The sequence below is a fragment of the Cupriavidus oxalaticus genome, assembly GCF_004768545.1.
In the GTDB taxonomy this organism is placed as follows: Bacteria; Pseudomonadota; Gammaproteobacteria; order Burkholderiales; family Burkholderiaceae; genus Cupriavidus; species Cupriavidus oxalaticus_A.
The window spans coordinates 603,416-626,505 of the sequence record NZ_CP038635.1 but is presented as its reverse complement, the minus strand read 5'-3'; the positions used below and the strand labels follow the sequence as shown (position 1 = coordinate 626,505).

The 23,090-nt window shown below is 68.0% G+C and carries 23 protein-coding genes; 15 read left to right on the top strand and 8 right to left on the bottom strand.

Annotation, left to right across the window (positions count from 1 at the left end; translation table 11 throughout):
• Positions 1 to 528 carry a hypothetical protein gene (locus tag E0W60_RS13715; protein WP_135704600.1) on the bottom strand — a complete coding sequence of 176 codons (528 nt, stop codon included), beginning with the start codon at positions 526 to 528 and terminating at the stop codon, positions 1 to 3.
• 391 nt (positions 529 to 919) lie between these two features.
• Between E0W60_RS13715 and E0W60_RS13710 the strand changes: the two genes are divergently transcribed.
• From E0W60_RS13710 to E0W60_RS13695, 4 genes are read left to right on the top strand one after another with little or no spacing between them, the layout of a single operon-like run.
• Entirely contained in the window at positions 920 to 2,191 is a 1,272-nt protein-coding gene (locus E0W60_RS13710) for a glycosyltransferase (protein WP_135704598.1), read from the top strand.
• A gap of 22 nt (positions 2,192 to 2,213) precedes the next feature.
• Complete coding sequence (locus E0W60_RS13705) at positions 2,214 to 3,248, top strand: UDP-glucuronic acid decarboxylase family protein (protein ID WP_135704596.1); 1,035 nt, start codon at positions 2,214 to 2,216, stop codon at positions 3,246 to 3,248.
• 43 nt (positions 3,249 to 3,291) lie between these two features.
• Positions 3,292 to 4,047, top strand: a complete 756-nt coding sequence (locus E0W60_RS13700) for a PIG-L deacetylase family protein (protein ID WP_135704595.1) — start codon at positions 3,292 to 3,294, stop codon at positions 4,045 to 4,047.
• A 30-nt stretch (positions 4,048 to 4,077) separates the two neighbouring features.
• A complete protein-coding gene (locus tag E0W60_RS13695) occupies positions 4,078 to 4,971 on the top strand; it encodes a glycosyltransferase family 2 protein (protein ID WP_135704593.1) in 894 nt (297 codons plus the stop codon).
• Between the two features lie 6 nt (positions 4,972 to 4,977).
• Here E0W60_RS13695 and E0W60_RS13690 read toward each other — a convergent pair whose 3' ends face one another.
• Positions 4,978 to 7,671, bottom strand: a complete 2,694-nt coding sequence (locus E0W60_RS13690) for an ABC transporter transmembrane domain-containing protein (protein ID WP_135704592.1) — start codon at positions 7,669 to 7,671, stop codon at positions 4,978 to 4,980.
• A gap of 171 nt (positions 7,672 to 7,842) precedes the next feature.
• Between E0W60_RS13690 and E0W60_RS13685 the strand changes: the two genes are divergently transcribed.
• The gene (locus E0W60_RS13685) at positions 7,843 to 8,448 is read left to right on the top strand and encodes a UdgX family uracil-DNA binding protein (protein ID WP_135706213.1); all 606 of its coding nucleotides are present in this window, start codon (positions 7,843 to 7,845) and stop codon (positions 8,446 to 8,448) included.
• Between the two features lie 6 nt (positions 8,449 to 8,454).
• Here the strand turns inward: E0W60_RS13685 and E0W60_RS13680 are convergent, their stop codons facing one another.
• Positions 8,455 to 8,760 carry a hypothetical protein gene (locus E0W60_RS13680; RefSeq protein ID WP_135704590.1) on the bottom strand — a complete coding sequence of 102 codons (306 nt, stop codon included), beginning with the start codon at positions 8,758 to 8,760 and terminating at the stop codon, positions 8,455 to 8,457.
• 263 nt (positions 8,761 to 9,023) lie between these two features.
• On the opposite strand from E0W60_RS13680, the gene E0W60_RS13675 reads away from it, so the two are divergent.
• Both E0W60_RS13675 and E0W60_RS13670 read left to right on the top strand, forming a co-directional pair.
• Positions 9,024 to 9,434, top strand: coding sequence for a hypothetical protein (locus E0W60_RS13675; protein WP_133093855.1), 411 nt, complete (start codon positions 9,024 to 9,026; stop codon positions 9,432 to 9,434).
• 96 nt (positions 9,435 to 9,530) lie between these two features.
• Positions 9,531 to 10,073, top strand: a complete 543-nt coding sequence (locus E0W60_RS13670) for a DUF4142 domain-containing protein (protein WP_135704588.1) — start codon at positions 9,531 to 9,533, stop codon at positions 10,071 to 10,073.
• Positions 10,074 to 10,162: 89 nt separating this feature from the next.
• Here E0W60_RS13670 and sodB read toward each other — a convergent pair whose 3' ends face one another.
• Positions 10,163 to 10,741 (bottom strand): superoxide dismutase [Fe], encoded by a 579-nt coding sequence (gene sodB / locus E0W60_RS13665; RefSeq protein WP_133093854.1) that lies wholly within the window; start codon positions 10,739 to 10,741, stop codon positions 10,163 to 10,165.
• 246 nt (positions 10,742 to 10,987) lie between these two features.
• Positions 10,988 to 12,373: an exodeoxyribonuclease VII large subunit gene (gene xseA / locus E0W60_RS13660; RefSeq protein ID WP_135704586.1), complete on the bottom strand. Its 1,386-nt coding sequence runs from the start codon at positions 12,371 to 12,373 to the stop codon at positions 10,988 to 10,990.
• A gap of 1,076 nt (positions 12,374 to 13,449) precedes the next feature.
• On the opposite strand from xseA, the gene E0W60_RS13655 reads away from it, so the two are divergent.
• The 7 genes from E0W60_RS13655 (at position 13,450) to E0W60_RS13625 (ending at position 18,954) form a co-directional block, all read left to right on the top strand.
• On the top strand, positions 13,450 to 14,070 hold the full coding sequence (locus tag E0W60_RS13655) for a MotA/TolQ/ExbB proton channel family protein (RefSeq protein ID WP_133093852.1): 621 nt from the start codon (positions 13,450 to 13,452) through the stop codon (positions 14,068 to 14,070).
• An 18-nt stretch (positions 14,071 to 14,088) separates the two neighbouring features.
• Positions 14,089 to 14,535: an ExbD/TolR family protein gene (locus E0W60_RS13650; protein WP_133093851.1), complete on the top strand. Its 447-nt coding sequence runs from the start codon at positions 14,089 to 14,091 to the stop codon at positions 14,533 to 14,535.
• A 241-nt stretch (positions 14,536 to 14,776) separates the two neighbouring features.
• Positions 14,777 to 15,886 (top strand): tetraacyldisaccharide 4'-kinase, encoded by a 1,110-nt coding sequence (gene lpxK / locus E0W60_RS13645; protein WP_133093850.1) that lies wholly within the window; start codon positions 14,777 to 14,779, stop codon positions 15,884 to 15,886.
• Positions 15,867 to 16,073: a Trm112 family protein gene (locus tag E0W60_RS13640; protein WP_133093849.1), complete on the top strand. Its 207-nt coding sequence runs from the start codon at positions 15,867 to 15,869 to the stop codon at positions 16,071 to 16,073. The genes lpxK and E0W60_RS13640 overlap by 20 nt, the downstream gene beginning before the upstream one ends.
• A 39-nt stretch (positions 16,074 to 16,112) precedes the next feature.
• The gene (kdsB, locus tag E0W60_RS13635; RefSeq protein WP_135704584.1) at positions 16,113 to 16,922 is read left to right on the top strand and encodes a 3-deoxy-manno-octulosonate cytidylyltransferase; all 810 of its coding nucleotides are present in this window, start codon (positions 16,113 to 16,115) and stop codon (positions 16,920 to 16,922) included.
• A gap of 394 nt (positions 16,923 to 17,316) precedes the next feature.
• Entirely contained in the window at positions 17,317 to 17,982 is a 666-nt protein-coding gene (gene adk / locus E0W60_RS13630) for an adenylate kinase (protein ID WP_133093847.1), read from the top strand.
• A 213-nt stretch (positions 17,983 to 18,195) separates the two neighbouring features.
• Positions 18,196 to 18,954: a 3-hydroxyacyl-CoA dehydrogenase gene (locus E0W60_RS13625; protein WP_133093846.1), complete on the top strand. Its 759-nt coding sequence runs from the start codon at positions 18,196 to 18,198 to the stop codon at positions 18,952 to 18,954.
• 14 nt (positions 18,955 to 18,968) lie between these two features.
• On the opposite strand, the gene E0W60_RS13620 is transcribed toward E0W60_RS13625, so the two are convergent.
• Entirely contained in the window at positions 18,969 to 19,886 is a 918-nt protein-coding gene (locus tag E0W60_RS13620; RefSeq protein WP_133093845.1) for a LysR family transcriptional regulator, read from the bottom strand.
• A 92-nt stretch (positions 19,887 to 19,978) separates the two neighbouring features.
• Between E0W60_RS13620 and E0W60_RS13615 the strand changes: the two genes are divergently transcribed.
• Positions 19,979 to 21,004 carry a bile acid:sodium symporter family protein gene (locus E0W60_RS13615; protein ID WP_135704582.1) on the top strand — a complete coding sequence of 342 codons (1,026 nt, stop codon included), beginning with the start codon at positions 19,979 to 19,981 and terminating at the stop codon, positions 21,002 to 21,004.
• 56 nt (positions 21,005 to 21,060) lie between these two features.
• On the opposite strand, the gene E0W60_RS13610 is transcribed toward E0W60_RS13615, so the two are convergent.
• Entirely contained in the window at positions 21,061 to 22,560 is a 1,500-nt protein-coding gene (locus tag E0W60_RS13610; protein ID WP_133093843.1) for an N-acetylmuramoyl-L-alanine amidase, read from the bottom strand.
• Entirely contained in the window at positions 22,554 to 23,087 is a 534-nt protein-coding gene (gene tsaE / locus E0W60_RS13605) for a tRNA (adenosine(37)-N6)-threonylcarbamoyltransferase complex ATPase subunit type 1 TsaE (RefSeq protein ID WP_135704580.1), read from the bottom strand. Before tsaE ends, E0W60_RS13610 begins: the two co-directional genes overlap by 7 nt.
• Between the last annotated feature and the right edge of the window lie 3 nt (positions 23,088 to 23,090).

The following is a 23,090-nucleotide window of genomic DNA, read 5'->3' as shown; positions in this document are numbered from 1 at the left end:
TCAACCGGCCTGCGCGCGATGGCAGCACTCCTGCGCGACCCCACGCAACAGCGCCGCCACGCAGCCAGCGAAGGCTTCGTCGTACCAGGCATTGGCACCGCTTACCGCGACCACGATGCCGTCGAACACGGCCGCGCCGCCGAGCAGCGTGTCGTCGCTGCGCAACCGGTGCGGCGCGCAGTGGACCACCGCGGCGCTGGCCATGCCGGTGCGCCACGCCAGGCTGGCCTTGGCGCGCGCATACAGGCTGTAATCCGCATCCCACGCCTCGCGCGAAGGCAGCGAATGCTCGTACAGGATGGCTTCCTCGAAGGTGCAGTCGCCGGGTTGCAGCGTCGGGTCCATCACGACCACGTGCATGCATCCGCTCTCGCCGACGGCCTTGTCGCGCAGCGATGCCTCCAGCATCGGCAGCGCCAGTTCGACGGCTCGCCTCGCCGCGGCGCGATCGCTGAAGCGGCTGGCGCCGGCATGCGAGGCGCGCGGGGAAGGCTCGGCACCAGGACGTGCGTTGTCGCTCGGATTCATGGGCAGCTCCATGGTGGGTGGCATGTTTTGCGCCTTCGACGCTGCAAGCATCGCGCCCGATCCGGTATGCGCCCGGGCGTGTTGCACGCGTTCCAAGGCTCATGCCTAAATGGAAAAACTCGTAAGCGCAAATTACAACCGGCGGCGTAAGAATGACTCAATGCGGTAGCAATGCCGCAAGGCGCCTGCTTCGATACGCACAAAGCGATCTGTGATCGAGAAGCGCCGAGAATCGCTATAACGCTTCTCGGTCGGTTCCCTTCCGTCCGTCCTTTTCAACGCCTTTCGCAGTCGCGCGATCACGCCAGCGCACTGGCACGCTAGCTGCTGAGGCCAGCCCCTGTCCGAGTCGCCCGAATCCGCGGGCGGAGCGGCAACCAGGGAGACCGCCATGCGCAAGATCGCGCTTATCAGTGAACACGCTTCGCCGCTGGCCAGTGTCGGCAGCACCGATTGCGGCGGCCAGAATATCTACGTGGCACACCTGGCGCGCCAGCTTGGCACGCGCGGCTACCTGGTCGACGTGTTCACCCGCCGCGACAAGGCGCTGCTGCCCGAGGTGGTCGCCTTTGCGCCCAATGTACACGTGATCCACGTGCCCGCCGGACCACCGGTGCAGGTGCCCAAGGAGCAATTGCTGCCCTACATGGACGCCTTCGGCGAGTTCCTGGTGGAGTTCATCCGGCACGATCCGGTGGGGTACGACGTGCTGCACGCGAACTTCTTCATGTCGGGGCTGGCCGCGCTGCAGGCACGCCGGGCGCTGGGCATTCCGCTGGTGATGACCTTCCATGCGCTGGGCAAGGTGCGGCGCCTGCACCAGGGCAGCACCGACGGCTTTCCCGATGCGCGCTTCGACATCGAAGACACGCTGGTGCGCGTGTCCGACTGCGTGGTGGCGGAATGTCCGCAGGACCTGGACGACCTGGTCAGCCTGTACGGCGCCGATCCCGGCCGCATCAGCACGGTGCCATGCGGGTTCGACGGCGCCGAGTTTGCCCCGGTAGCGCGACACGCGGCGCGGCGCGAGCTGGGCTGGCAGCGCGATGCCTTCAGCGTGCTGCAGCTGGGCCGGCTGGTGCCGCGCAAGGGCATCGACAACGTCATCCGCGCGCTCGGCTGCCTGCGCCGCGACCACGGCATGCGCGCCGCGCTGTACGTGGTGGGCGGCAATGCCGAGCAGCCCAGCGTGCAGGCCACGCCCGAAATCGGCCGGCTGCAGGGCGTGGCCAAGGAAGAAGGCGTGGCCGACAGCGTGGTGTTCGTCGGCCGGCGCGGACGCGACACACTGCGCCTGTTCTACAGCGCCGCCGACGTGTTCGTCACCACGCCCTGGTACGAGCCCTTCGGCATCACGCCGGTCGAGGCGATGGCCTGCGGCGCGCCGGTGATCGGCGCCGACGTGGGCGGCATCCGTTCCACCGTGGTCGACGGGCAGACCGGCTACCTGGTGCCGCCGAAGGCGCCGGCCGCGCTGGCGGCGCGGCTGGCGACGCTGGCCACGGACCCCGCGCATGCGCGCCAGCTCGGCGAAGCGGGACGGCGCCGCGCGCAGCGCCATTTCACCTGGGCCGGCGTGGCGCAGCTGATGGAAGCCGTGTATGCCGGCGTGTGCGCCGGCGCCTGCCCCATCACGGCCGGCGCGCGCCGGGCCGCGGCGTGATCCCGGCCCAAGGAGAACAGAGATGAAGGAAAGCGACCGCAAGCGCATCCTGGTCACGGGCGGCGCGGGATTCCTTGGCTCGCACCTGTGCGAACGGCTGGTGCGGGCCGGGCAGGACGTGCTGTGCGTGGACAATTTCTATACCGGCACCAAGGAGAACATCGCGCACCTGCTCGGGCGGCCGAACTTCGAGCTGCTGCGCCACGACATTACTTTTCCGCTGTACGTCGAGGTCGACGAGATCTACAACCTTGCCTGCCCCGCCTCGCCCGTGCACTACCAGCACGACCCGGTGCAGACCACCAAGACCAGCGTCAACGGCGCGATCAACATGCTGGGGCTGGCCAAGCGGCTCAAGGCGCGCATCCTGCAGGCATCGACCAGCGAAGTCTACGGCGATCCCGAGATGCATCCGCAGCAGGAGGCATACTGGGGCCACGTCAATCCCGTCGGCATCCGCTCCTGCTATGACGAGGGCAAGCGCTGCGCCGAGACGCTGTTCATGGATTACCACCGGCAGCACCGGCTCGATGTCCGGATCGCGCGAATTTTCAACACGTATGGGCCGCGCATGCATCCCGCGGACGGCCGCGTCGTGTCCAACTTCATCACCCAAGCGTTGGCCGGAGCGCCCCTGACCGTCTATGGCGACGGCGCGCAGACGCGCGCCTTCTGCTATGTCGACGACCTGGTGGACGCGCTGGTGCTGCTGATGGAAGCACCCGCTTCCGGCATGCCGGTCAATCTCGGCAATCCGCGCGAGACGACTATGCTGGAGATTGCGCAGGAAGTGCTGCGCGCCACCGGCTCGCATTCGCCGGTCGAGATGCGCCCCCTGCCCGCCGACGACCCGCACCAGCGCTGCCCCGACATCTCGCTGGCGCAAAGCCTGCTGGGCTGGGCGCCGCGCACGTCGCTTGAAGACGGCCTGCGCCACACGGTCGATTACTTCGCGGCGCGGCTGGCGGCACAGGCGCATGCGCAGGGCGCGCCGGGCAACGTGGTGCCGGTATCCGCCACGGCACGAGAAGCCCGCGCCGTGGTGCTTAACAAATAGCGCGCGACACGAACCTGCCAGTGGCGATGGCAAGGGTGATTCGATGGTGACTGACATAGCCGGCCCGGTGACGGTGATTGCACCGCACCTGGACGATGCGGTGTTCAGCTGCGGCGGCCTGATCGCCGCGGCACGGGGCGCGCGCGTGGTGACGGTCTTCGCCGGCGTCCCGCCCGCCGATGTGCCGGCACCGGACTGGGACCGCGCCGCGGGCTTCGACAGCGCCGAGCAGGCAGTGCGCGCGCGCCGGCGCGAGGACAACCGCGCCCTTGGCATGCTGGGCGCGCAGCCGGTCTGGCTCGATTTCTGGGACAGCCAGTATGGCCGCCGTCATACGCCGCGCGAGATCGCGGACAGCCTGCAGCCCGTGCTGCTGGCGCAGACCGACGGCATGGTGGTTGCGCCGCTCGGCCTGTTCCATTCCGACCACGTGCTGGCGCATGAAGCCTGCCGCCTGCTGATGCAGGCGGCGCAGGTGCGCGCCGCGGCGTGGGCCGCGCTGCTGGTGCCATCGCGAGGGCCGGCGGGATCGGCGCTGCCGGTGCAGTGGCTGTACTACGAGGACGTGATCTACCGCCGGCTGCCCGGGGTGCTGCAGCAACGGCTGGCCGAATGCCTGGGTGCAGGACTGCAAGCGACCCCGGTCAACCTGCCGGTCAGCCAGTACCTCGCGCAGAAGAGCTACGCAGTCAATGCCTACCAGAGCCAGGTGCAGATGTTCGGCGAAGAGCAGCTGTGCGACCTGTGCGCGCCTGAGCGCTACTGGTCGCTGTCCGCCGGCGAGTCTGCGCAACGCTGATTCCCCTTCGCGATACCGATAGCGATAGCGATGCCTGCCGACCAAGCCTTGCATGCCGCGCCGCCGGGCGCCTCGCTCGACATCAGCGTGGTGGTGCTGACGCACAACCGGCGCGACACCGTGCGGCACGCCCTGCGCCAGCTCAGCGCGCTGCCGGAGCGCCCGCCCCTCGTGGTGGTCGACAACGCCTCCGACGACGGCACCAGCGCGATGGTCCGTAACGAGTTCCCGCATGCCACGCTGCTGCGCTGCCGGCGCAACCTCGGCGCCGCGGGGCGCAACCTCGGCGCAAACTGGGCGCGCACGCGCTATGTCGCCTTCTGCGACGACGATTGCTGGTGGACGCCGGGCTCGCTCGCCACCGCCTGTGCCATGTTCCGCGACCATCCGCGCGTGGCCGCGCTGACCGCACGCATCCTCGTCGGCGAATGCGCACGCGAGGATCCCGCCTGCGCGCGCATGGCCGACAGCCCGCTGCCGTCGGCCATGCTGCCTGGGCGCGCCATCCTCGGCCTGATGGCTGGCGCCACCGCGTTCCGCACCGAAGCATTCCGCCAGGCCGGCGGCTATCATCCGCGCTTCTTTATCGGCGGCGAAGAAACCTTGCTGGCGCTGGACCTCGCGGCGAGCGGCTGGCACCTGGTCTACGCGCCGCAACTGGTGGTGCACCACCATCCCAGCCCGCTGCGCGACGGCGGCCGGCGCCGCTCGCTGCTGGCGCGCAATGCGGTGTGGGCGGCCTGGCTGCGGCTGCCGTGGCGCATGGCGCTGGAGGAAACGGCGGCTGAGTTGCCGGGCCTGCTGCGTTCGCAGGGGTGGCGCGGCATTGCGGAGGTGCTGAAGGGGATGGCGTGGGTGATGCGCGAGCGGCGGGTGATACCGCGGGAATTGGCCGCGTTGAGGCGGGATTTGCGGGGGCGGTGAAAGCCCTCATCCAGGCTCCTGCTCCGCCCGCGTCGCCAGCGACCTCAGCGCCGCCACCAGCTCGCCGATCCGCACCGGCTTTGACAGATGCAGCTGGAACCCCGCCATCATCGCGCGCATGCGGTCCTGCGGCTCGGCGTGTCCCGATAGCGCGATGGCCGTCATGCGCCGCCCCAGCGGCACCTGCATCTGCGCTTCCAGCCGGCGCACGCGGCGCAGCACGGTGTAGCCGTCTTCCTCGCCGAGCGCCAGGTCGCACAGCAGCACCTGCGGCCACTCGGCCTGCGGCGTCGCCGCCAGCAACCCGATCACTTCGTCGCCGCGCTCCTGCGCGATCGCATGCGCGCCGTAGTCTTCAAGCGCGGCGCTCAGCACCTCGCGCGTGGTTTCGTCGTCGTCCAGCAGCAGCACGCGCATGCCCTTGAGCGCTTGCGTGTCGGGCACTTCGAGCGCCTCGGGCGTGCCGGGCGCCGGGGCGCGCCGCGGCTCCGGCTCCTGCACCGCGCGCATCGGCATCAGCAACTGGCACGCATGAGCGCCGGGATCGGCGGTCAGCGTCACGCCGTGCTCGCCCAGCCATTCGCGCAGTCCCTCCACGTCTTCCAGCGGCCCCTGCTGCGGCGACGCCGACACGCGCAGCCCGGCCTGCCCGTCGTGCCGTTCCAGACGCAGCTCCAGCCGCCCGCCCGGTTCCGTGGTGGCAATCATCTGCTGGCAGAGTTCCCAGATGGCCTTCTGCAGCACGCCGGGATCGCCGGTCACGCGCAGCTCGGCTTCGCTCTGCACCGTGAACAGGTTGACGTGGCGCTCGGCGATGGTCTCACGCAGGCCATCGACCACGCTGGCCACCAGCGTCTCCAGCCGCACCGGCTGCAGCGCCAGGCGCCGCTCGGCGCGCTCCAGTTCGCGCTGCTGCTGCTGCAGCTGCCACATCTGCGTGTAGATGCCGCCGCGCGCCAGCAGCGTGGCGTGCGAGCCCTGCTCGACGATGCGGCCGTGCTCCATCACCAGGATCTGGTCGGCATCGACGATGGTGGAAAGCCGGTGCGCGATGATCAGCGCGGTGCGGCCGCGCGCCACCGCCGACAGCTCCTGCTGGATCGCGCGCTCCGAGCGCGTGTCCAGCGCCGAGGTGGCCTCGTCGAACACCACCAGTGGCGGGCGCTTGAGCATCGCGCGCGCGATCGCCACGCGCTGCCGCTCGCCCCCGGACAGGCGCACGCCGCGCTCGCCGACCTGGGTTTCGTAGCCGTCGGGCAGGCGATCGATAAAGGCATCGAGCTGCGCCGCGCGCGCCGCCGCGACGATATCGGCGCGGGTCGCGCCTTCGCGGCCGTAGCCGATGTTGTAGGCGATGGTGTCGTTGAACAGGATGGTGTCCTGCGGCACGATGCCGATCATCTCGCGCAGGCTGCGCTGCGTCACCAGCCGCAGGTCCTGCCCGTCGATGCCGATGCTGCCGCTATCGGGCTGGTACAGGCGGAACAGCAGCCGCGCCAGCGTCGACTTGCCCGAGCCGCTGCCGCCGACCACCGCCACGGTCTGCCCCGCCTGCGCGCGGAAGCTGACCTCCCACAGGGTCTGGTGGCTGGGGTCGTAGCTGAAGTTGACGCGGTCGAACACGATCTCGCCGCGCGTCACGCGCAGCGGCCGCGCCCCCGGCGCGTCGTCGTCCTCGCCGGGCCTGCCGCGCGCGTCGAGCAACGCGAACAGGCGCTCGACGTTGGTCATGGCGTCGTTCGACTCGCGGAAGATAAAACCCAGCGTATTGAGCGGCAGCACCACCTGGATGATGTAGGCATTGATCAGCACCAGGTCGCCCACCGACAGCGAACCCTGGATCACGCGCTGCGTGGCCAGCAGCATCACCGCCGCCACGCCGAGCGCAATGCATACGCTCTGGCCGATATGCAGCGTCGACAGCGCGTACTGGTTCTCGACGCTGATGCCGACCCAGCGCCGCAATATGTCGGATAGCCGCCGTGTCTCGAACGACTCGCGCGCGAAGAACTTGACCGTGTCGTAGTTGAGCAGGCTGTCGACCACCTTGCTGTTGGTGGTGGCCTCCACCGCATTGACCTTGCGCTGCACGCGCATGCGCCGCTGCGTGTAGTACCAGGTAAAGGCCGAGTACAGCACGAACACGCCCAGGATGATCGCGGCGAACGCGCCGCCATAGGCGCCGATCATGATGGCCAGCACGGAGACGATTTCCATCAGCGTCGGCACGATGGTGAAGACTGCCACGCCCAGCAGGAAGCCGATCGCCGCTGTGCCCTTCTCCAGGTCGCGGATCACGCTGCCGGTGGCGCGCCTGGCATGGAAGCGCGCGCCCAGCGCGTGCAGGTGCGCGAAGGTGCGCTCCATGAACGCTGCCACTGTGCTTTGCGTGACATAGGCGAAGACCACGTCGCGCAGTTCGCTGAAGGCATTGCCCATCAGCCGCAGGATCGCGTAGGCCAGCACCAGGAACACGGGCATGGCCACCAGCCCGAGCCGCGCCGCATCGGTGCCGGCCGCGGCCGGCGCGACTTCGTCGACCACGAGCTTGAGCAGCAGCGGCACCGCCACCGCGCAGGCCTTGGCCAGCAGCAACAGCGATACCGCCACCACCACGCGCAGGCGGAAACGCCATATCGCGCGGAACAGTTCGGCGGCAATGCGGCGGCGGGACGGGGGCGCGATCGGTTGCTGGGGCATGCGTGCTGGGAATCGGCGTTCAGGTCAACGGAGGAAGCGGCGGGACCGGCCGCCTCCGAGGTGTTGGGGCGAGGCAAATTCCGTACCGGTGCGTAGCGCCCGCGGCGCATGGCGCGGAACCTGCTGCGCACCGGCTAGCGGCGCCATGCGTCCCACTGCCAGACATCGATGATGCCCGAGCGCAAGAAGCCACCAGTCAGCCGTGCCGAACTGAACGAATGCCGGCGTTGCCCGCTATGGCGCAATGCCACTCAAGGCGTGCCCGGTGCCGGCGCGGCGCACGCGCGCATCATGCTGGTGGGCGAGCAGCCCGGCTCGCAGGAAGACCTGCAGGGCTCGCCGTTCGTGGGTCCCGCGGGACAGCTGCTGGACGATGCGCTGGAGCGTGCCGGACTGGACCGCGACAAGCTGTTCATGACCAATGCGGTCAAGCATTTCAAGTTCGAATTGCGCGGCAAGCGGCGGCTGCACAAGTCGCCGGGCCAGCTGGAGATCGAAGCGTGCCACCTGTGGCTCGAGCGCGAGCTCAAGCAGGTGGATCCGCGGATCATCGTCGCGCTGGGCGCCACCGCCGCGCGCGCGGTGCTGGGCCGCAAGAGCGTGACGCTGGGCACGATGATGGACACGCCGGTCGAGCACGAGGGCCGGCTCGTCATCGCCACCTATCATCCGTCGTTTGCGCTGCGCCAGCGTTCCGACGACGCGCGCGCGGCCGCATTCGATCGCATCGTGCGCAGCCTGCAAGCAGCCGCGCGGCTGGCGCGCGGCGAAGGCTAGCCGGCCTCAGGAACGGTTCACCGTGGGCGGCGCATCGGGATCGCGGCTGCCCGGGTCGAGCAGGTCGCGCTTGCCGACGCCGGGCGGGAATTCGCCGCGGCCGGGCTTCTCTTCGCTGCGCGGCGCGCGTGGGCTCGAGGATGGGTCCGCGGCCTTATCCTTTCGATGCGAAGCCGCATGCTCCCAGTCCGCAGCGGCGCGTTCGCGCGCACGCTGGTTTTCCGCCGCGTTCTCCCGCAGTTCGCGGTCATCCAGCCCCTGCCGCTTGTCGAGCGAGGGGTTGCCCGACGTGTCGTGCTTGCTTTGCTTCATGGCGCCTCCTGAGCATCAGGCCGCGGCGCGGCCACTCCAGCATGGCGCGCAACTTTCATTCCACGGCGGCACTGCTGCAGCGGGCCGGACACATGCATGCGCCGCGGCACCGCACGCCGCGGGTGACGCCTGTAAGAAGCGCCAGTGCTTGTAGAAAGTGCGATGCAGCGGGTGGCCACGGCGACACGGGCCGTCGTCGTATCCGTGGCCCGGCAAATGCTTTGCACAACAACAGCAGGACAACATCACTCCAGGAGAAACCAATGCGCATCCGCCTTGCGTCCGCTGTGACATCCACTTCCCGCTTTGCCGCGGCCGCCGCGCTGCTGTCGCTGCTGGCCGGCGGCGCGCTGGCCCAGAAGACAGACAGCACCGGTGTGCGCACCGACAAAGGGCCCATCGGCAGCCAGACCATTCCGCCGCCGGGCGCCGCGGTGGCGCCATCCAGCACGCCGGGTGCCACGCCGACCAATCCAGGCGGGCTCGCGCGCGAGCTGGGCGACGTGCCGAAGGAACCGCATACGGCTGGCGGCCTGCCCGGCCGCGACAAGCCCAAGCCGGCATCGGAAAGCGCCGGCAAGGCCGACCGCGATGGCTTGCACGGCAAGCCGCGCACCGGCAGCGGCGGCGCCAGCATCGACCAGACCCGCGTGCCCGATTCCAAGGGACGCTGACATCGATTCGAGCTCGCGGCGGCCTTTTCCGCAGACATCACGACGGCGGGCTGATGGCGTAGAACGGACAACCCAGACAGGATTGAGGAGGCCATCATGACGCGACCGGTCTATAAGACGATGCTGGCGGCGATTGCGCTGCTGCTTGCCACCGGCGCCCATGCGGCGCCGTTGTCGGACAAGCCGGGTACCGCGATGGCGCCGGACAAGGATGCGCTGTTCCTGCGCGACGCGGCCGAGGCCGGCGCGCTGGAGATCGAGGCCAGCAAGCTGGCGCAGACACGCGCAAGCGGCGAAGCGGTCAAGACGTTTGCCGCGCAGATGATCCGCGACCATCAAGCCGCGGACGAGAAGCTGCGTCAGCTGGCGAGGAAACTCGGCATCCAGCTGCCGGCGTCGCCGCCCGAGGTAAAGAAGCAGGAACTGGAAAAACTCGGCAGGCTCAGCGGCGGCGCGTTCGATAGCGCCTACGCCCGCCAGTTCGGCGTCGATGCCCATCAGGAGGCGGTGGCGCTGTTCCGCAATGCCGCTGACGAAGCCAAGGACGACAGCGTCAAGGCATTCGCGCGGCAGACGCTGCCGACGCTGAACCACCACCTCGAGATGGCGCGGCAGCTGGCATCGCAGGCGAAGCAGTGAGCGGCGAAACACACGCGTCAATCAAACGCCAAACAAAAAGCCCCGGAATTTCCGGGGCTTTTTTTTGCTGCTGCAAGGATGACCGGGGCTCAGGCGAAGTTCTTGCCGGCGAAGTCCCAGTTCACGACGTTCCAGAATGCCTCGACGTACTTCGGACGGGCATTGCGGTAGTCGATGTAGTAGGCGTGTTCCCACACGTCGCAGGTCAGCAGCGGCTTGGCATCGGTGGTCAGCGGCGTCGCGGCGTTGGAGGTGGACACCAGGTCCAGCGAGCCGTCGGCCTTCTTCACCAGCCAGGCCCAGCCCGAACCGAAGGTGCCGACGGCAACCTTGGTGAATTCTTCCTTGAACTTGTCGAACGAGCCCCACTTGGCGTTGATGGCATCAGCCAGCGCGCCGGTCGGCTGGCCGCCGCCGTTGGGCTTCAGCGAATCCCAGTAGAAGGTGTGGTTCCACACCTGGGCAGCGTTGTTGAAGATGCCGCCCGACGACTTCTTGACGATCTCTTCCAGGGTCGCGTTCTCGAACTCGGTGCCCTTGATGAGGTTGTTCAGGTTGGTGACGTAGGTCTGGTGGTGCTTGTCATGATGGAACTCCAGCGTCTCCTTGGAGATGTGCGGAGCCAGGGCATCATGCGCGTACGGAAGCGGGGGGAGCTTGTGTTCCATTGTTCTGTCTCTGTGGGTTGGGGTTGTAGGGTCCGGAATTGCCGATTGTAGGGGACTTGGAATACCCGCGCAAACCGCAGGCCTATGCCCCTGCTTCGATGTTAGTTTGTCTGGCGGCGGGTTTCCGGGGCGATTGAGAAAGGCGCCGGTTTGCTCCCGTCTCCCGCTGAGGGGAGAGGGAGAACACCTTGCCTGGGCAAGCTCGGGCCGCTCGGGAGCACCCAAGACCATGCTTTTCTTCGTGCCTCAGAAATCGCCCAGCTTCGCCTGCACGCCGGCAATCGACAGGTCGGCCACGCCCTCGGCCAGATGCGCCTCGACCACGCTGCCCGGGCGGATCTCGGTGGGCGAGCGCAGCGCACGGCCGCGCTGGTCGAGCAGCACCGCGTAGCCGCGCTCGAGCGTGCGCTGCGGTGCCAGCAGCTCCAGCGCACCGGCGGCGCGCGCCAGGCGCTGTCCGGCGCGCTCGTGGCCGCGAGTGGCGGCGGCCTGCAGCCGCTGCCATAGCCGTGCCAGGTCCGCCTGTGCCGCGGCGGTGTCGGGGCGGCATGCGCTCCAGCGCATCGCCAGCACCTGCTGGCGATGCCGCTGCGACACCACGGTGTCGCGCAATGCCGACCGCAAGTGTCGGGCCAGATTGTCGACGCGCGCGCGGCGTTCCTGCAGCTGCGCCTGCGGGCTGCGCACGCGCCGCGCCAGCCAGTCCAGGTGCTGGGCGCGCAGGTCAAGCGCGCGGCGCATCGCCTGCGCCAGCGCGTCGCGGCCGCGCAGGGTCTGCGCCAGCAGGTGCGAGCGGTCGGGGCTGACCAGCTCGGCCGCGCCGGTCGGCGTGGGCGCGCGCACGTCGGCGACGAAATCGGCAATGGTGAAGTCGGTCTCGTGGCCGACGCCGGAAATCAGCGGCAGTGCGCAACGCGCGATCGCATGCGCCACCACCTCTTCATTGAACGACCACAGGTCTTCGATGCTGCCCCCGCCGCGGCACAGGATCAGCACGTCGCAGTCGCGGCGCGCATCGGCCAGGTCGATCGCGTCGGCGATCTTCTGGGCCGCCCCGGCCCCCTGCACCGGTACCGGATAGACCACCACCGGCACATGCGGCGCGCGCCGGCGCAGCGTGGTCAGCACATCGCGCAAGGCGGCTGCCTGCAGCGAAGTGATGACGCCGATGGTGCGCGGGTGCGATGGCACCGCCCGCTTGCGCTCCGGTGCGAACAGGCCGGCCTGCGCCAGCTTTTCCTTCAGCCGCAGGAAGGCTTCGTAAAGGTTGCCCAGGCCGGCGCGGCGCATCGCCTCCACGCCGAGCTGCAGTTCGCCGCGCGCCTCGTACATCGTGACCACGGCGCGCACCTCGACCGCCTCGCCCTCGCGCGGCTGGAAGTCGACATGCTGGTTGCGGCCGCGGAACATCACGCAGCGGATCTGGGCACGCGCATCCTTGAGCGAGAAATACCAGTGGCCGCTGGCCGCGCGGGTGAAGTTGGAGATTTCTCCGCGTACCCAGGCCAGCGGGAAGCTGCGCTCCAGCAATCGGGCGATAGTGTGGTTTAGCTCACCGACAGGAATGACTTCGCGGCCACCGCGGGGGCTGGTGGAGGAAGCGTCACGCGAAAAGCTGGTCAGGTCGGGCATGGCGCACGCCGGTCAAGCGGCGTTGATGGGACATGTCCACAGCATAACTGGTCTGTCAAGGGGGTAGCAGTGATGGGCCGATGCTGCCCGGCGAGCCGCATCACTTCGTACAACTCTTTGATTTCTATGAGATTTATGATTGAAATAAAAATTAGGCAATATAACCAATTCTCTTTTGCATCAACCACTTAGCGGGCGCCAATGGGGCTTGTTCACAAAGTTATCCACAGGATCTCTGGATAAAACGCGCCGTTTACCCGACTTTTTCGCTGATTATTACCTCAAGCGTGGCCGGCATCACGCTGCGGGGCGGCGTAGGCGGCATGTCAAGCCATGCGCCCGCACTGCACCATGTGGAACGTCGAATAGCGAGGCGCCGCCTATTTTTTAGGCAGCGAGCAACGACCCTAATGAAATCAATGGGTTAGCCCACCTCTCCAGACTTTATCCACAGGCCATCCACAATTCTCTCCCTGCCGGGTGTGGAAAAGCTCGGGTATACCCATGCATCGCACCATCGGGCGGTCGTGCAGCACATCAGGAAGCATTTGCCTATTTTTTCAGCAATCACATGCCAGGCTTTTAAAATCAAGGACTTAGGTGGATTCTCCGACACCTGTCCACAACCGCTCCACAATTCTGTCCCGCAATGGTGTGGATGACCGCGTCACATCGTGCGCGATCGCACCGACAAGGGATGCAGCAGCAGCAAACACGCCTTTCTCCGGTGTGCGGCAAGCGTCGCGAGCGCCCGGGACGGACCTGCTTAATTTTTAAGCAGATCCACGCTTCCTCTTGCGAATCAAGCACTTGCATCGCTTGTCCGGCGGCTTTCCACAATCGATCCACAATTCTGTCCCTGCGCCCTGTGGAAAGTCGCCGCCAACATCGGCCGGCACCGATGCGCGCCCGAGACAGCCGGCCCGGCCGTCGCTTGCCGCGCGGCAGGCCGCGGGGTAGAGTTGCGCCTGATTTTTCAGAGCAATGCCGGAGTGCGCTGCCTGCTGACGCGCCTCAAGGCATGCCGACCAGCTGGTTGGGGTTTCTTTATTGGGTTGTCGATCCCGGGGGTCCAATTGTTTTCCATCATTCAAGCGGCCGGCTGGCCGATCTGGCCGCTGTTGCTGGCCTCGGTCCTCGCGCTGGCGCTGGTCGTCGAACGCTTCCTGTCGCTCAAGCGCAGCAAGGTGCTGCCGCCGCGGCTCTATGACGAAGCGCTGGCCGCTGCGCAGCAGCGCCGCGCCACGCCGGAAGTGGTCAACACGATCGAACAGAATTCGCCGCTCGGCCGCGTGCTGGCCGCCGGCCTGCGCCACGTGGTGCTGCAGCCGCACACCTCGCGCGACGCCGCCAAGGATGTGGTCGAGGAAGCCGGCCGTGCGGTCGCGCATGAGCTGGAGCGCTACCTGAACGCACTCGGCACGATCGCCTCGGTGGCGCCGCTGATGGGGCTGCTGGGCACCGTGATCGGCATGATCGAGATCTTCGGCAGCCAGGGCGGCACCGGCGCCAACCCGGAGCAGCTGGCGCACGGCATCTCGGTGGCGCTGTACAACACCGCCTTCGGCCTGATCGTGGCGATCCCGGCGCTGATCTTCTGGCGCTACTTCCGCCGCCGCGTTGACGACTACGTGGCCGAGCTGGAATTCCGCGCCACCGCGTTCCTGGACGCGATCCTGCCGCAGCGCCGCAGCTGATCACGGACCCGCCACGCCATGCGATTCCGTTCCCGCCAGCGGCGCGAAGAGCCGGAGATCAACCTGATCCCGCTGATCGACGTGCTGCTCGTGATCCTGATCTTCCTGATGATCACGACCACGTACTCGCGCTATACCGAGCTGCAGATCCAGCTGCCCACCGCCGACGCCGAGCGCGCCCAGCAGCGGCCGCAGGAAATCGTGGTGTCGGTGTCGTCGCGCGGGGTCTACTCGATCAACAAGAAAGTGCTGGAGCAGAAGGATGTAACCAGCCTCGCCGACCAGCTGCGCGCCGCGTCCGGCCCCGCCGGCGCCGGGGGATCCGGCAATGGCCAGCCGCCGGTGGTGATCGTCAACGCCGACGCGCAGGCCAGCCACCAGGCGGTGGTCAACGTGATGGAAGCCGCGCGGCTGGCCGGGCTGTCGCGCCTGACCTTCGCCACGCAGAGCTCGCAGCCGCGCTGAGCTCCGGCATCGTCGTTGTCCCGCGGAAGCGGGGAACGGCGGCCTTGCCTGCGGGCGCGAAGCCAGCCTGGCCGGGCTTGCCCCATGCGCTGCGCAGTGCCCATAATGGGTGGATCCGCCGGTCCTTGCCGATCCTCCCTTTCGGTCCCTTCCAGTCCCTTTGGGTCCCTTTTCGGGGGCACGGGATCCCGGGCGCACTACAATCCCATCCCATCCACGACCTGAACGACTCGCCGCGTCCATGCCCGCTCCCCGCCATGCCCTCGCCGACTTCGTGACCGCCCAGTGGCAGCGCCGCGGCTGGTTTGCCTGGGTCATGCTGCCGTTCTCGCTGCTGTTCGGGCTGGTCGCCCGCGTGCGCCGGCACGGCTACCGGCGTGGCTGGTTCAAGTCCACGCGGCTGCCGATGCCGGTGGTGGTGGTGGGCAACGTGACCGTGGGCGGCACCGGCAAGACGCCGGCGGTGATCGCGCTGGCCCACGCGCTGACCGAGGCCGGCCTGCGTCCCGGCGTGGTGTCGCGCGGCTATGGCGTCGAGCTCAAGCATCCGCGCCGGGTCAAGCCGACCTCGCAGGCCAGCGACGTCGGCGACGAGCCGCTGCTGATCGCGCGCGCCACCGACGTGCCGGTGTGGGTGTTCCCGGACCGCGCGCTGTGCGCGCAGACCATGCTGGTGTCGCACCCCGGCGTCAACGTGCTGCTGCTCGACGACGGCCTGCAGCACTACAAGCTGCAGCGCGATTTCGAGATCGTGATGTTCGACACGCGCATGGGCGGCAATGGCCTGATGCTGCCGGCCGGCCCGCTGCGCGAGCCGCTGACGCGCCCGCGCGACGCCACGCTGATCAATGATCCCAACTTCCGCGCCACGCCCGACCGCCCCGGCGTCTACGGCATGCGGCTGGAGCTGGAAGACGCCTGGCAGCTGAACGACCCGACCATGGCGCGGCCCGTTGCCGCCTTTGCCGGGCGGCGCGTGCTGGCCGCGGCCGGCATCGGCAACCCCGAGCGCTTCTTCGCCAGCCTGCGCGGCGCCGGTCTGTCGCCGAAGACGCTGCCGCTGCCCGACCACTATGACTTTGCCGAAGACCCGTTCACCGGCAACGCCGACGCGCTCGATGCCGACGTGATCCTGATCACCGAGAAGGATGCCGTAAAATGCGAGCGCTTCGACGACCCGCGCATCTGGGTCGTGCCTACCAGGCCGGTGATCGACGCTGGCCTGATCGACAAAATCCGCAGCGCCGTGCTGGCGCATATCAACACCGCACCGACCGCGCAGTCGGCGGCGGCCACGTCCGGCGGCGCCGGGCGCAACGAGGAACACCGAGATGGACAACCGGCTGCTTGAAATCCTGGTCTGCCCGCTGTGCAAGGGCAAGCTGGAATACGACCGCGCCGCGCAGGAACTGATCTGCCACGCCGACAAGCTCGCATACCCGATCCGCGACGGCATCCCGGTGATGCTCGCCGACGAAGCGCGCCAGTCGGTGCCGGGCCGTGCCATCGACCCCGACGCGCCGGTGAATGGCAACTGAGCGCCACCGCGGGCAACTGAAGCTAACCAAGCCAGCACCATGACCGTTCCGGCCTTCACCGTCGTCATCCCCGCGCGGCTCGCTTCGACCCGCCTGCCCGACAAGCCGCTGGCCGATATCGGCGGGCGCCCGATGGTCGTGCGCGTGGCCGAACGCGCCCATGCCTCGTCCGCCCGGCGCACCGTGGTCGCCACCGACGCCCCGTCCGTGGCGCAGGTCTGCGCGAACCACGGCATCGAAGCCGTGCTGACCCGCGCCGACCACCCCACCGGCACCGACCGCCTGGCCGAAGTGGCAACGCAACTCGCCCTGCCCGACGACGCCATCGTGGTCAACGTGCAAGGCGACGAGCCGCTGATCGACCCCACGCTGATCGACGAGGTGGCGCTGCACCTGTCGCGCCACGCCGACTGCGCCATCGCCACCGCGGCCCACCCGCTGCACGATATCGCCGAGGTCTTCAATCCCAACGTGGTCAAGGTCGTGTGCGACGCCGCCGGACGCGCGCTGTATTTCTCGCGCGCGCCGATCCCGTGGGCGCGCGACGCGTGGGCGGGTGTGCCGGCCGTGCCCGCCGCGATGGCCCTGGTCCCGCTGCCGGCCATGCCGGTGCTGCGCCATATCGGCCTGTACGCCTATCGCGCCGGCTTCCTGCGGCGCTTCCCGACCCTGGCCGCCGCGCCGCTCGAGCAGACCGAGGCGCTGGAGCAACTGCGCGCAATGTGGCATGGCGAGCGCATCGCCGTGGTGGAAACCGCTGCCGCCCCGGCGCCCGGCGTCGACACCCCGGCCGACCTGGAGCGCGTGCGCGCGCTGTGGGCCGAGTCGATGGCGCAGGACGGGCCCTGATCGCCACCCCACCCTGATCGACAACCTGGGCGCCAGCCACTCCGGCCAGCCGCCCGCTCAGGTTCAAACTGCTGCAACCTGAACCGGGGGGCGGATTTCAGGCCGAATCGGCGCCGCCTCATGGCATAATGCTTGCCGATACAGAGCCGCCCCGGCTGTGCGCCAACGCGCCGCCGGCCAAGGCTCGGTGGGGAGATAAAGATAGAGCCCGACTGGTGCGCCGCGCCGCCATCCCCCTGGCAGCCGCCGCCGGACGTCCGCGTGGGCATGATGTGCCTGCGCCAAATGCCGTCAGTATCCGAACAAGACAGCTAGTAAGTCTTGCGTCAAGTTGCGGCATTACCCTCCTTCTGATCTCCCGCCACACCAGATTCAAAACTCTGAGGACCCGTAAATGCGTTTGATCCTGTTGGGCGCACCCGGCGCCGGCAAAGGCACGCAAGCCAAGTTCATCTGCGAGAAGTTCGCCATTCCGCAAATTTCCACCGGCGACATGCTGCGCGCGGCGGTGAAGGCCGGCACCCCCCTGGGCGTGGAAGCCAAGAAGGTCATGGACGCGGGCGGACTGGTGTCGGATGACATCATCATCGGCCTGGTGAAAGACCGGCTGAAGCAGGACGACTGCAAGAACGGCTACCTGTTCGACGGCTTCCCGCGCACCATCCCGCAGGCCGAAGCCATGAAGGAAGCCGGCGTGGCAATCGACTACGTGCTGGAAATCGACGTCCCGTTCGATGCCATCATCGAGCGCATGAGCGGCCGGCGCGTCCACGTGGCCTCGGGCCGCACCTACCACGTCAAGTACAACCCGCCGAAGGCCGAAGGCATCGACGACGAAACCGGCGAAGCGCTGATCCAGCGCGACGACGACAAGGAAGAGACGGTCAAGAAGCGCCTGGACGTCTACTCCCAGCAAACCCGCCCGCTGGTCGACTACTACTCGGACTGGGCCGCCAAGGGCGACCCCAGCGCCAAGGTAGCGCCGCCGAAGTACCGCAAGATCTCCGGCGTCGGCAACGTCGACGAGATCACCGCGCAAGTGTTTGACGCACTGAAGTAAGCCAGACAATACAACGCAAAAAGCGGCCCAAGGGCCGCTTTTTCTTTGGGGCTGCGCGCTGCGCAGCCGCAGGCGTTCCTACATTGAACCGTGCATATCAAATATCCACCAGATATCAGCACGGGCCAAACCCCCTTGCACAACAACCTCCACCCCGTACAATAGTTGACGTTTACGTAAACGGAAATCAACCCCAAAAGGAGACACCGCAAAATGCAAATCAAAGACAACGTCTTCATCATCACCGGCGGCGCCTCCGGCCTGGGCGCCGGCACGGCAAAAATGCTGGCTGAAGCCGGCGCCAAAGTCATCATCGCGGACCTCAACGAGCAAACCGGCCAATCCCTCGCCACCGAACTGAACGGCCAGTTCATCCGCTGCGACGTCACCTCCGAAGCCGACGGCCAGGCCGTGGTCGCCGCCGCCCAGGCACTGGGCCGCCTGTCGGGCCTGATCAACTGCGCCGGCATCGCCACCGCCAACAAGACGGTAGGCAAGAACGGCCCGCATCCGCTGGATGCCTTCGACAAGACCATCCGCATCAACCTGATCGGCACCTTCAACATGATCCGCCTGGCCGCCGCCGCCATGGTCCAGAACACTCCCGACAGCGAAGGCGAGCGCGGCGTGATCATCAACACCGCCTCGGTGGCGGCCTTCGACGGCCAGATCGGCCAGGCCGCCTATGCCGCCTCCAAGGGCGGCGTGGTCGCCATGACCCTGGCCATCGCCCGCGACCTGTCCCGCGACGGTGTCCGCTGCATGACCATCGCCCCGGGCATCTTTGAAACGCCCATGCTGCTCGGCATGCCGCAGGAAGTGCAGGACGCCCTCGGCAGGATGGTTCCGTTCCCCCCGCGCCTGGGCCGTCCGGCGGAGTACGCCAAGCTGGCCCGCGCGATCATCGAAAACACGATGCTGAACGGCGAAGTGATCCGTCTCGACGGCGCGATCCGGATGCAGCCGAAGTAATCAAGCGCCGGCGCTCAGGCCGCTGCGCCCATCGCGGGCGCCTCGACGCGCAGCGTCAGGCGCCGCACCAGCGCCCACACCGCCGCCGCGGCGGGCGACAGCGAGCGGTCCTCGCGCCGGACCATGACGATGCTGCGCTCCTCGCGCGGCACCAGCGGCCGCCACACCAGCGGCGATGCGGCGGGCAGCGGCAGCGAGAAAGAGGGCAGCACGGAGGCGCCAATGCCGGCCTCGACCATGCCGAACACGCTGGCCGAGTGCCCGAGTTCCTGCACCACCTGCGGCGCCACGCCGTGGCGGCCGAAGATGCGGTCGATCAGCGGCCGGCTGCCCGAGGCAAAGTCCAGCAGCACCAGCCGCATGCCATGCAGCGCCGACCACGGCACCGTGGCCGACTGCGCCAGCGGATGGTCGCGCCGGCAGACAAAGCAGAACGGGTCGGTTGCCACCGGCTCCACCGCCAGCCCTTCGCGCACCAGCGGATCGATCAGCACGCCGAAATCGACTGCGCCGGCGCGGACCTGCTCGAGGCCGTCGGCCTGTACGTTGTCGCGCACAATCAGCCGGATATCGGGGTATTGCGCGGCGCAGGCGGCGACATACATCGGCATCAGCCGCGCGGAAATGGTTGGAGCTCCAGCTATTACGACACGGCCGCGATAGCGTTCGCCTAACTGCCTCGTTTCTTCGAGGGTGTCGTCGAGCTGCCCCAGCAGCCGCTCCAGCGCCGGCACCAGCGCATGGCCGGCATCGGTCAGCACCACCTCACGCGTAGTGCGGTCGAGCAGCTTGACGCCAAGTGCCTCTTCCAGCTCTGCGACGCCGCGGCTGACCGCCGGCTGGGTCAGTCCCACCACCTCCGCGGCGCGGCTGAAACCGCCGCTGCCGGCCACCGCGAGGAAGACGCGCAGCTGGCGCAGTGTGTAATTCATGCAACGACCGGATAAATAGATTCTATAAATGAATTTGCATTCTAGACCCGGCTAGCGTCCAATACTAGGCAAAACCCTAACCAACCGCAGTCATGTCTCGTCTTTTTGCCAAGCTCAAGAAACTTTATGACCTGATCGACGGCTTCGTCCTCGTCATGCTGACCGCCATCGCCATTGCCCTGGCGGCCCCGGAGATCGGCACCGGCAAGGGCCCGCTGCACCTGGGCCTGGTCACCAGCGTGGGCGTGGCACTGGTCTTCTTCCTGCATGGCGCGGCACTGTCGCGCGACAAGCTGGTGTCTGGCGCCAAGAACTGGCGCCTGCATATGTTCGTGCAGTCGTTCACCTACGTGGTCTTTCCGGTGGTCGGCGCGCTGCTGATGCTGGCCCTGCACAACACGCTGCCGGCGGACCTGCTGCTGGGTGTGTTCTTCCTGTGCGCGCTGCCTTCGACGGTGTCGTCGTCGGTGGCCATGACCTCGATGGCGCGCGGCAACGTGTCGGGCGCGATCTTCAATGCCACCATCTCGGGCCTGATCGGCATGCTGGTCACGCCGGTGCTGATGGGGCTGGTGATCAGCGCCAGCGGCGCCTCGATGCCGCTGGGCAAGGCGCTCACCGGCGTGGCGCTGCAGTTGTTGCTGCCGTTCGCGCTGGGCCAGCTGCTGCGCCCGCTGATCGGCAACTGGCTGGCGAAGAAGAAGCAGATCACCACCAAGATCGACCGCGGCGTGATCGTACTGATCGTCTATTCATCGTTCTGCGATGCCACCGCACAGGGCCTGTGGCACCAGTATGAGTGGCAGACCATTGGCGCGGTGATGCTGATCGCCGCGGTGCTGCTGTTCGTGGTGCTGGGCTTCACCACGCTGACCGCCCGCCGCATGGGTTTCTCGGTCGAGGACGAGATCACCGCGGTGTTCTGCGGCTCGAAGAAGAGCCTGGCCAACGGCATCCCGATGGCAAAGATCCTGTTTGCCGGGCATCCCGCGCTGGGGCTGCTGGTGCTGCCGCTGATGGTCTATCACCAGCTGCAGCTCATTGTCTGCTCGGTGATCGCGGCGCGCTACGCCAACCGGGATGCGCTGCTGGAGGATCGCGCGGCGGCGCGGGCGTAAGATGGCGCAGTCGTAAAAAAACCGGGGCATGCCCCGGTTTTCTTCGTCCATCCCGGTCACACCGACGGGTTCTTCGACAACGGCGGATTCTTCGCGAAGTAGGCCTTGATCCCGCGCAGGATGGCATTGGCCAGCTGTTCCTGGTGCGCGCTGTCGTTGAGCTTGCGCTCCTCCGCCGGGTTGCTGATAAACGCGGTTTCGATCAGGATCGACGGGATGTCCGGCGCCTTCAGCACCGCAAACCCGGCCTGTTCCACGTGCGCCTTGTGCAGCCGGTTGATGCCGCCGATCTCGCCCAGCACGGACTTGCCGACCTGCAGGCTGTCGTTGATCTGCGCGGTGGTGGACAGGTCCAGCAGCACGCGCGCGACCTGCGCATCCTTGTTGCCCATGTTGGCGCCGCCGATCAGGTCGGAGGCGTTTTCCTTGTTGGCCAGCCAGCGCGCCGCGGTGCTGGAGGCGCCGCGCTCGGACAGCGCGAATACCGAAGCACCATTGGCTTCCGGCGACAGGAAGGCATCGGCGTGGATCGACACGAACAGGTCGGCCTGCACCCGGCGCGCCTTCTGCACGCGCACGTTCAGCGGCACGAAGAAATCGGCATCGCGCGTCATCATCGCGCGCATATTGGGCTGGGCGTCGATCTTGGCGCGCAGCCGGTGCGCGATCTGCAGGACCACGTCCTTCTCGCGCGAACCAGCGGCGCCGATCGCGCCGGGGTCTTCGCCGCCGTGGCCCGGATCGAGCGCCACCGTCAGCAGGCGGCGCATCTTGAACGGGCGCTCGGCAGTCGGGTTGTCGCGCGCGACGGGCGGCACCACGGGGGCATCGGGCTTCGGCACCACCGGCGCAGACGGCTTGGGCCGGGTGGCAACCACCGGCGGCGGCGGCGCGGTGGTGGCCGGCACTTCGCCCTTCTCGTCGAACTTGCGCACCAGCGCGCCGATGGCATCTTCCTCGGCACCGGCCGGGGCGCCGGCGATGCTGTCCGGACCCGGGGCCGGGTCCGAGGTGGCGAAGCGGCGCTGCTTGTCCTCGGTGTCGCGCACCAGTTTCCACAGCGGGTCGGGCGGGTTGACCGGGTACAGGTCGAACACCAGCCGGTTGCGGTAGCTGCCGATCGGCAGCAACGTGAACACCTGGGGCGCCACGTTCTCCTTCAGGTCGAACACCATCCGCACCACGCGCGGGCGGTTCTGGCCGACGCGCACGGTCTGGATATACGGGTCGTTGGGCGTGATCTTGGCCACCAGCTCGCGCAGCGTGGGCGACAGGTCCAGGCCATCGATATCCACCACCAGCCTGTCCGGATCGCGAATCATCTGGTGCACCGCGGACAGCGGCGCGTCGGATTCGATGGTGACGCGGGTGTAGTCCTCGGCCGGCCATACGCGCACCGCGACGATGCCGGCGCCGAACGCGATCTGCGGACCGGCAAGCGTCAGCACGGCAGTGCCCGCGCCCAGCTTCAGCGCCTGCGCCATCCATTTGCGGCGCGCCTGCAGCAGGCCGTCGGGTCCATCGGGGCGGTCGGTGGCAAGTCGCTTGATCAGCATGCGTTCAGCAGGGTAAGTCCAGTGGGAGTATAGGCGCGCAAGGTCGCCATGCGCCGCTCGCCGGCATCATCGGCGGGCATTTCGCTGTCGGCCGGCCGTGCCGTGTCCGATTGGAGCAACACGTGCAGGTCGGGTTCCCCCAGCAGGCGCCCCGCCTTCTCCGGCCATTCGACCAGGTTAAAGGCCGGTTCGGCGAAACAGTCGCGAAAACCCGCGTCGATCCACTCCTCCGGATCGGCGAAGCGGTACAGGTCGAAGTGGTAGACCGTCAGCGGCGACCCGTCGGCGCGGGCCACCTCGTAGGGCTCGCACAGCGTGTAGGTGGGGCTGCGGACCTTGCCGGCATGGCCGAGCGCGCGCAGCACCGCGCGCGACAGCGTGGTCTTGCCGGCGCCGAGGTCGCCGGACAGCTGCACATGCACCGCGCGCGGCGGCATGGCCTGCACCGTGGCGGCCAGCGCGGCGCCCAGGCGCGCGGTGGCGGCTTCGTCGGGCAGCGTCAGGGTGCGTTCTTCGAGCAAGGGCATTGC